This is a genomic window from Granulicella mallensis MP5ACTX8 (assembly GCF_000178955.2).
Classification (GTDB): Bacteria; Acidobacteriota; Terriglobia; order Terriglobales; family Acidobacteriaceae; genus Granulicella; species Granulicella mallensis.
Window position 1 is genome coordinate 447,295 of record NC_016631.1, and the last position, 9,579, is coordinate 456,873.

The window sequence follows — 9,579 nt, forward strand, 5'->3', positions numbered from 1 at the left end:
TTCTGTGGGGAGACGTAAAACAAAAAGCCGGCATCTCCAATTCGCCGGACCCACCCTGACCTCGGGCTTCGATAGCATGAAGGCATGGTCGAACTGAATGTGGTCGAGGCACGCGTGCTGGGCGCGTTGATGGAAAAAGAGATCACCACGCCGGAGTATTATCCGCTCTCTTTGAACGCGCTGGTGAACGCCTGCAACCAGAAGAGCAGTCGCGATCCGGTCATGGAACTCGGAGAGGCAGACGTACGCACGGCCCTGTTCGACCTTGAGGGCCTGGGGTTGGTCAGAACTCTGGCGGATACGCGCGTTTCAAAGTTTGAGAACCGCACGCGCGACGGCCTGAACCTGCGTCGCGACGAGTTTGCCGTAATCTGCCTGCTGTTGTTGCGCGGGCCGCAGACCTCGGCGGAGCTGCGCGCCCGGGCGGAGCGGCTGTACTCATTCGACGACAACGCGGCGGTGATCGCAACGCTGGAGCGACTGGCCACGCGCGAAGAGCCACTCACGGTCAGCCTGCAACGGCAGCCCGGCGCACGCGAGGTGCGGTGGGCGCACCTGTTATCGGGAGCCGTCAGCGAGGCTACGGTGTTCACGCCGCGCGAGAACGAGGCTCCCCATGCAAATCTTTCGCAGCGCGTGGAAGAACTGGAGAAGCTGGTGCGCTCTCTGGAGGAGCGGCTAACGGCCCTTGAAGGTTCCGGCACGGTTGGCCAGGAATAATCTTTTCTTTGTCATGACCTGTTGTGCGGAAGACCGTCTATTGGCTATCAGCTTATTCTGAAGAACGCGCATTTCGTGGTGTCTGCTACGTCTGAGCTGTGGAGTTCTGTTTTTCCTGGGAGAGCAATCGTGATGTCAATGGACTTAAAGAAGGGCCTGGCAGCGGCGATGGCCGTGTGCTTTGCGATAGGCGGGTCTGCAATCTCGCAGACAAACGGCAAGCTCAAGCTGCCGGAGATTAAATACGAGACCTACACGCTGCCCAATGGGCTAAAGGTCATCACGCATGAAGACCACCGTCTGCCGCTGGTCGCGGTAGATCTCTGGTACCACGTGGGGCCGTTGAATGAGCGTCCCGGCCGCACGGGCTTTGCCCATCTCTTCGAACACATGATGTTCGAGGGTTCCGAGCACGTCGGCGAAAAAGCCCACATCAAATATGTGCAGGGCGCGGGTGCGACGGACGTCAACGGAACCACTGATTTCGATCGCACCAACTACTTCGAGACGCTTCCGGCCAACCAGCTTGAGCTCGGGCTGTGGCTGGAGAGCGACCGCATGGGCTTCCTGATGGAGGGCCTGAACCGCGACCTGCTGCGGAACCAGCGCGACGTAGTCCGCAACGAACGCCGCCAGGGTGAGGGAAGTCCCTATGCTGCGGCCGACGAAGCTGTCGCGCATCTGCTCTATCCCAAGGGACATCCTTACTACGGAGACGTGATCGGCTCTCACGCGGACATCGAAGCCGCCCGCATCGCCGACATCCGCGACTTCCACCAGCAGTTCTATACGCCGAACAACGCTTCGATCGCTATCGCCGGCGACTTCGACCCCGCCAAACTCAAGGAGTTGCTGACGAAATACTTTGGCCCGATTCCGGCTGGCCCAAAGGTCGATCCCGTCACCGTGGTGACGCCGCCGATCACCTCGCAGCGCCGCCAGACCGTTACCGATACGGTCAAGCTGCCGCAGCTCAATATCGCCTGGCTCACCCCCGCGGCCTATACTCCGGGCTCCTATGACGTCAGCGCGGCCATCTTTGCGCTCGGCGGCGCCAAGGCCAGCCGTCTCGATGAGGCGCTGGTCTACAAGACGCAGGTTGCGCAGAGCGTCACCTGCTACAGCCGTCCCAATAAACTCAATGGCACCGCGGAGTGCTCCGTCATCGCCAAGCCCGGTGTAAAGCTGGAAGACCTTGAAGCCACCGTCTGGGCAGAGATCGCCAAGCTTCAGACGGAAGGTCCCACTGCAGCCGAGGTTGAGGCCGCGAAGGCCGGCAGCCTCACGCAGAAGATCAACGGTCTGCAGCGCCTGGGCGGTTTCGGAGGCGTTGCAGACACCCTGGACGAGTACAACCAGTACACCGGCGATCCCGGCTATCTGCCGAAGGATATCGCCGCGGCTGAGGCCGTCTCCGTTGCCAGCACCAAGGCGGCTGCAGCTCGGTATCTCACGAAGGACACCGCTGTCGTGGTCTACTGCGTCCCCGGCAAAAAGGTGCTCGACGATGTGCCGCGCAGCCCTGAAGACACCGATGCGAATGTAAAGATCACTAATCCCTACACGCCCGAATTCGAGACGGCGCAGGAGTGGCGTAAGACGGTGCCGAAGGCTGGCCCTCCGGTCACGGTGCATCTGCCCGTACCGCAGACCTTCACCCTTGCTAACGGCTTGAAGGTCTACGTCGTCGAGGAGAGCTCGCTCCCTGTGCTCTCGGCCACACTGGTCGCGCGCGCCGGCAGTGAAAATAATCCGTCCGGCAAGGAAGGCCTGGCCTCGTTAACCTCCCAGACTATGGGTGAGGCGACAACCACGCGTGACCTCAAGCAGCTCGCCGATGCGCAGGAGCGTATCGGTACGCGCATCGGTGTCGGCTCCTCGATGGACGGCTCCACGGCTTCGATGACGGTGCTCACCAATCACACCCGCGAAGGCTTCGATCTCCTGTCGGATGTGGTCGAGCATCCTGCCTTCAAGGTCGAGGATCTGGATCGCCTGCGCAAGCAGCGCCTGATCGGCATTCAGCAGGAGACGGACTCCGTCTCCGCCATGGCGCAGCGTGTCGGTCCTAAGTTGGTCTACGGAGACCAGCCCTACGGCCACTCCCAGACCGGCACGAACGAGAGCGTCACCGGACTTACACGTGACGACGTAACCGGCTTCTACGCGGACCACTATGGCCCGGCCGATTCCGCGCTGGTCCTGGTGGGAGACGTTACTCCTGCCGAGGCCAGGAAGCTCGCCGAGCAGTACTTCGGCAAGTGGACGGGCAAGGCGACAGCGGCCATTACGCTGCCGTCCGCGCCTACCCTGACGCCTACGCATGTCGTCATCGTCGACAAGCCCGGTGCTCCCCAGTCGGCGCTCATCGCCTACGGTCTCGGTGTACCGGGCAACTCGCCGGATCTCCAGCCCCTGCAGGTGATGAACTATGTGCTCGGCGGCAGCTTCGCCAGCCGTATCAACATGAATCTGCGCGAGGTCCACGGCTATACCTATGGGGCCAGCTCCAATTACTCGTTGTATCGCGGCGGCGGGCCCTTCCAGGCCGGCGGTCTGGTTCGTACGGATGTCACGGGCCCGGCGGCGAAAGAACTGATGACCGAGATCAGACGTTTCCCCTCCACACCCCCGACGGAAGCCGAACTGAATGAAGCCAAGACGGCCCGCATCCAGTCCCTGCCCGGGCAGTTTGAAACCACCGGATCCATCGCCTCGTCCATGGGGTCGATCTTCCTCTACGACCGTCCTCTCGACTACTACGCCACGCTGCCCGAGAAGTATCGCGCGGTAACGGCGGCGAATGTGGAGCGGGTTGCGAAGGAGGACGTGCATCCGGACGAACTCATCATCGTGGCTGCGGGCGATCGTACCAAGATCGAACCGCAGTTGAAGGATGCAGGTCTCGGACCGGTCGAGGTGCGGGACATCAACGGGAAGCTGGTGACAGACGCGAAGTAGCGGACGTTGCGGCAAGACACTAGGGAAACAGGAGAGGTGTCACCTACAGGTGGCGCCTCTTTTGTTTCCCGCGGGAGCTTTTGCCTTTGCTTTTCTGGTTGTCATTCCGAGCGAAGCGAGGAACCTGCTGTCTCCCGTTCTTCGTTCGTATTATCCAGAAAATACGCAAGCTACAACTGAGCATCGCTTGAGCTAACGCATAACATTTGTGGTGATACTGGCAAAAAACGGGAGACAGCAGGTTCCTCGCTTCGCTCGGAATGACAACCAGAAAAGCAAAAACAAGTTACCCTACATGATTTCGGAAACGGTTTTCATCTGAACCCGAACTAAAGATCAAAATCAGGCAAACACCGCCAGCGCCTTCTCCAAACTCGCAGGATCTTCGACGTTCGTCGTCGCGAGCGCACGATCGATCTGGCGGTTGAGGCCGCTGAGCACCTTGCCCGGGCCGACTTCGATGTAGTTCGTCGCACCGCTCTGCTGGAGCAACTGGATGCACTCCACCCAACGCACGGCTCCAGTCACCTGCCGGATAAGCGCATCGCGGACTTCGGAACCACGGGTCATCAGGCGGGCATCCACATTCGCCGCGATAGGGAAGGACGGATCGTTGAAGGCGATGGATTCCAGGCGGCTGGTGAGTTCATCCTGTGCAGGCTGCATCAGCGCGGAGTGGAAGGGACCGCTGACCGACAGCATCACGGTACGCTTGGCTCCGGCTTCCTTGCACAGCTCGGCGGCGCGCTCGACGGCGGCTGTCGTGCCGGAGATCACAATCTGGTCGGGCGAGTTGATATTGGCGGGGGCGACGATGGCACTGACGCGTGAGGCTGCTTCGACGGGCGTGCTGGCCGGATTATTGGGATCGGCAAGGGCGTCCACCGCAGCGGCGGCCTGGGTGCTGGGATTGCCGGGGTCCTGGGGCGGCGCTTGTGTCAGATCGTCGGCGACGCGCGCGCAGATGTCGTTGATCTGCTCCACGGGCAGGCCGAGGATCGCAGCCATGGCTCCCTGGCCCGCAGGCACGGCCGACTGCATGTACTGGCCACGCAGGCGCACGGTGCGCACCGCGTCGGCGAAACCGAAGGTGCCTGCGGCCACATGCGCGGAGTACTCCCCGAGGGAGTGTCCTGCGGCGAATGCGATAGACAGGCCACGAGACTTCAACTCCGGCTCCAGCACCCGCAGGGCTGCAATCGAGACGGTCAGGATTGCAGGCTGGGTGTGCTCGGTGCGCTTGAGTTCTTCTTCCGGGCCTTCGAAGATGATCTTCGAGAGCGCAAAGCCGAGGGCGTCATCGGCCTCTTCGAAGACCGCGCGCGCTGCGGGGAAGGTGTCGTACAGTGCACGGCCCATGCCGACGGTCTGTGAGCCTTGTCCGGGGAAGAGAAGTGCGATCTTGCGTTCGGTCTGCGATGCGGGAGTTTCGACAGTCATGTCATTAGTGTAGCGATTCGTCGCTACTGAATCACGCCGCTGACGAACTGCTGCTCTGCCTGTGCGGAGGTCAGGCGGTAGAGCGCGAACTGCCGTGTCGATTGCGCGCGCAACTCGAAGAGCAGGCTGGCACGATGTCCGGCATCGGGATCGACGGCGTCGACCAGCCGCATCCAGGGCGTGCGGTCTAGGTGCCCGGCATCGGTGATGGAAGCCAGGGCAATCTGCAGATCGCCCGAGGGCAAACGTTGCGCGACCAGCGTGAGATAGACCGGTCCACCTGTAGCGAGGGCCGCCTCAGCCGTATAGACGAACGTAGGCAGGCCATCGTAGCTCAGCGTGTAGGGTGTTAGCTGCTCGCTGGAGAGCGCAATCGGCGGGGGCGGTTGTGGCGTGGAGGGCTTCGCCGCGCTGCGACGAGGAGTTCTCTTTGGCGATGGTTTGGTAGCTGCCGCAGGTACGGCAGGGGGAGCAGGCAGGCTGAGGTGATTGGTTGCAATGTAGGCCGCAAGGCGCGGCTGGGCGAGCGCCTCGAACTGAAGGGTCGTTTCGGCGCGCTCTGTGGGAGCGGTCCATTCGCGGTTGAAGAGATGCGGCTCGCGGTTCGCTGCATCGGAGACGGCAGCGACCTGGTGCAGATTCGGCGGCAGGTTGTTGAGTTCAGCCGGTGGGGTAATCCCTGCCGGTTTCCCGCGACGCATCGTCGGGCGGTTGGGATCGTCGTTCAGCGAGGTGTTCATGCCGGTAACGCTCGACCCGCTGTCTGCCTTGCGGCGCTGGGCGTCCTGCTTGGGGTCGCGATGACGCAGGGTGGGCCGATCGGGGTCGTCGGCGGGGACATCGCCTTTTGAGGGGGTAGCGGGCGTGTCGGAGGTGCTGTCGCTCCGGCGCTTCATGTGTGGTCTGTCAGGATCGTCCTCCGCCGGCTTTGACGTATCCGAACCTGTGCTGGAGGGTGTACTGCCCGAGGGAGACCGGGTTACAAAGTGCGGCCGGTCAGGGTCGGAGCTGGAAACGACGGGTACCGGATGCCCGGAGGCATGCAGGGCAGGGGCCTTGGGTTCGGCAGGTGTCGGCACAAAGCTGCCATAGCCGAACCAGGCGCTTACCGGGTTGTCGTCCGTAGCCGAACGTCGTGTGACGACGTCGCGCGCATAGTCGAGTCCAACGGTGCCTTTGGAGCGGCCTGCCTCTTCGACCGAATACACGGTGCCGGTCTGCAGTGCGAAGGGCAGAGGCTGCGTGAGATAGACTCCCGCATCTTGGAGATGGCCGTCGATGAACAGAGATACCGGGACAAGCCGGGCAGCGGTGGGCTTGGCGAGATCGCCCGTCCACTCGTAGACGGCAACGGCCCGCGTTACGCGTTCCGGGGCCGCCACGCGATGCGTCTGCGCATACAGGGGCACGGCGAGGAGTACCGCCAGCAGAGACGGGCCGCGAAGATAAGGTCGCCTGGGCATGTTCTCATCGGACGCCGGGAAACGGCGTTTCGTAGATCGTAGCCCATTGTCCCGCCGGGATGATAGATTTTGCCCAAGGTTGTAGACAGACGGTTAATCTCCCTGTAACGGAAGGGGCCGAAGCTTTCCGCATGTTCACTAAATTTGCAGCCCTTTTGCTTCTTGGAGTCATCCCCGTGTCCGCTCAGACCATCCTGGTTCATGCCCATCGCGGAGGACGCGCGGCGCGGCCGGAGAACTCGATCCCGTCGTTTGAGTACGGCATCCAGCAGGGAGCCGATGTCCTCGAACTCGACCTGGCCGTCACCAAGGACAACGTCCTGGTCGTCTCGCACTCGCCTTACCTGACCCAGGTGCACTCGGACGATCTGCGCATGGCGGAGGTCCTGGCGAACGAACGGCAGTGCATCGGGCCCGCAGTGCCTCCGGGAACCTTGATTCACTCGCTCACGCTGGCCGAGCTGAAGAAGTACGACTGCGGATCGAAGACGCTGGCCGCCTTCCCGCACCAGGTAGCGGTTCCGCACACGCCGATCCCCACCTTTGAAGAGGTGCTGAACCTCGCTCCGCAAGGGAACTTCCAGTACAACGTCGAGACGAAGATCTTCCCGAATCGCCCGGAGATCACCCCCACCCCAGAGGTGTTCGTGCAGATGATCGACGAGGCTGTGAAGCGGCATCATCTGGAGTCGCGCGTGATCCTGCAGAGCTTCGACTTTCGGACGTTGATAGCCATGCGGAAACTGGACCCGAAGATCCGTCTGTCGGCGCTCTTTGGGCAGTCGAAGTATGACGTGATGATGGGCATCACGGACTCGGACAAGAGCTTCGCGCATATCGCCAAGATCACCGGAGCGGAGATCCTGAGCCCGGACCAGAGCCTGGTAACGCCCGAGGAAGTAGCGACGGCTCATAAGCTAGGCGTACAGGTCGCTCCCTATACGGTGAACACGGAAGAGGGTTGGAAGAAGATGGCCGATGCCCATGTGGACGCGATCATCACGGACGATCCGGCTGGACTTCTGCGGTGGCTGCGCGCGCAGAACCCGCCGCTGCATCCGTAGCTGTTGCTATCTTGTTCACCGCACTGGAACGTCATCCTGAGCGTAGCGCCTCGCGCTTTTTGCGAGGTGCGAAGTCGAAGGACCCCGAGGGATTCGATCTCGCCCGTGACGTTGGGATCTTTTCCAGCACGAAAGCCCGGGCTCGAGCGCTTGAGGTAGAAAAGATGCGAAGGGCATGGGCAAGATTGCGACCTTCGGGGTCCTTCGACTCCGCGTCCCAAAAGCCGGACGCTACGCTCAGGATGACGTTCCAGTGGGGGATGGAGTTTTACAATTTTGTGGTGGTTCGAATGTCAAAAAAGAAAGGGCTGAAGGTTCGATCTACCGGTGATTCCACCGAAAGATCGGGCCTTCAGCCCTTTCTTGTCAAACCGTTTACTTCTGAATCGTCGTCTCGTCCTTGGTCAACTTCTTCGACACATCCGCCGGTGTAGGCAACTGCGAGCGATCCCACCCTCCGCCAAGAGCCTCGATCAATTGCACCGACGACGTCATCACCTGCGTGTGCAGCGTGGCGAGGGTCTGCTGGTCCGATAGCAACGTGGTCTGCGCTGTCACAACATCGATGTAAGGATCGATACCCGTGGTGTAGCGTCCCATCTCCAGATCGAGAGACTCCTGCGCTGACTTTTCAGCGTCCTGCTGCTGTTGAATCTGGTGGGACAGGATGCGTGTGGAGGATAGAGAGTCCTCAACCTGCTGGAATGCAGTAAGAACCGTCTGGCGGTAGCTGGCGACGTCTGCGTTGTAGGTAGAGATGAACTGGTTGACGGTGGCGCGGCGCAGGCCGCCATCGTAGATGGTCTCGGATACCGCCGGGCCAACCGACCAGAAGCGACTTGACCAGTCGAAGAGATGGCTCCAGGCGGAACTCTCAAGACCTCCCGAAGCGCTAAGCGTCAACGTGGGATAGTAAGCGGCATAGGCTATCCCGATCTGGGCATTGGCCGAGGCCATATTCCGCTCTGCTGCGGCGATATCCGGCCTGCGTTCCAGCAACTGGGTCGGAACCCCGATAGGAATGGCGGGCGGAGCGGCGTCCAGGGCCTTTACAGGGATGGAGAAGCTGGACGGGTTCGTTCCGATCAGCACGGCGATGGCATGCTCGTACTGCGCGCGCAGCAGGCCGACATTGGTCGCGGCGGCTTGAGCATTCTGCAGCGTGTTTCTCGCCTCGACGACCGAGATCCGATCGCCGATCCCCGTGTCGTACTGCGACTGCGTCAGGTCCAGCGACTTTTTATCGGCTTCCACGGTCCGGTCCAGGACACCTTGCAAGGCGTCCTGACCGCGAATCTCAAAGAAGGTGATCGCCAGCGTGGCTTGCTCGGTAAGACGCTCGTTCTCCAGGTCGGCAGCACTTAACTGGGCAGCATATTGCTGCTCGCTGATGGTGTTGCGTACCTTGCCCCACAGGTCCGGTGCCCAGGAGACATCGAAGGGAAGGGATGCGAGGGTTGAGGTGTGATTGACCCCAGCGCCTGCTGTTGTTGCCGTTGTCAGGTTCGCAGAAGTGCCGGAACGAGTGTAGGCCGGCGATGTGCCGACCGTGGGATAGAGCTGGGAGCGGGCCTGTGCGATCAGCGTGCGCGCTTCCATGAAGTTCTCGAAGAACTGCTTGATGTTCTGGTTGTCAATGTTCAGCTTGTCTTCGAGCGCATTGAGTTCGGGGTCGTTGTAGATCTCCCACCACTTGCCATGCAGCATGGCGTCCTGCGGTTGTGCGACCTTCCAGTCGTCGGAGCCGGGGAACTGAGTGGGCGACTCTTTATACGTGGCCGGAGGGGCCTGTGCGATGGCCGGCGGCGCATGGTACTTGGGGCCGACCCTGCAGCCTGCCAGCAGCAGGACTGCGGCAGCAGAGGTAATAGCGGCATATTGACGGAAGGTAGTCATAGTTTCCTATCCATTAATTCTTCAGATTCTTCAAA

Annotated in this window: 6 protein-coding genes; 3 read left to right on the forward strand and 3 right to left on the reverse strand. The window is 61.4% G+C overall.

Annotated elements, in window-relative coordinates:
- Positions 1-84 precede the first annotated feature (84 nt).
- Together ACIX8_RS01895 and ACIX8_RS01900 are read left to right on the forward strand one after the other, a co-directional pair.
- A complete protein-coding gene (locus ACIX8_RS01895) occupies positions 85-720 on the forward strand; it encodes a YceH family protein (protein ID WP_014263624.1) in 636 nt (211 codons plus the stop codon).
- 132 nt (positions 721-852) lie between these two features.
- Complete coding sequence (locus ACIX8_RS01900) at positions 853-3,681, forward strand: M16 family metallopeptidase (protein WP_014263625.1); 2,829 nt, start codon at positions 853-855, stop codon at positions 3,679-3,681.
- 342 nt (positions 3,682-4,023) lie between these two features.
- Here the strand turns inward: ACIX8_RS01900 and ACIX8_RS01905 are convergent, their stop codons facing one another.
- The gene (locus ACIX8_RS01905; RefSeq protein WP_014263626.1) at positions 4,024-5,121 is read right to left on the reverse strand and encodes an ACP S-malonyltransferase; all 1,098 of its coding nucleotides are present in this window, start codon (positions 5,119-5,121) and stop codon (positions 4,024-4,026) included.
- A 23-nt stretch (positions 5,122-5,144) separates the two neighbouring features.
- Positions 5,145-6,584 (reverse strand): hypothetical protein, encoded by a 1,440-nt coding sequence (locus ACIX8_RS01910; protein ID WP_014263627.1) that lies wholly within the window; start codon positions 6,582-6,584, stop codon positions 5,145-5,147.
- Between the two features lie 176 nt (positions 6,585-6,760).
- On the opposite strand from ACIX8_RS01910, the gene ACIX8_RS01915 reads away from it, so the two are divergent.
- Positions 6,761-7,648 carry a glycerophosphodiester phosphodiesterase family protein gene (locus ACIX8_RS01915; RefSeq protein WP_223295448.1) on the forward strand — a complete coding sequence of 296 codons (888 nt, stop codon included), beginning with the start codon at positions 6,761-6,763 and terminating at the stop codon, positions 7,646-7,648.
- A 375-nt stretch (positions 7,649-8,023) separates the two neighbouring features.
- Here ACIX8_RS01915 and ACIX8_RS01920 read toward each other — a convergent pair whose 3' ends face one another.
- Positions 8,024-9,544 (reverse strand): efflux transporter outer membrane subunit, encoded by a 1,521-nt coding sequence (locus tag ACIX8_RS01920; RefSeq protein ID WP_014263629.1) that lies wholly within the window; start codon positions 9,542-9,544, stop codon positions 8,024-8,026.
- Positions 9,545-9,579 lie beyond the last annotated feature (35 nt).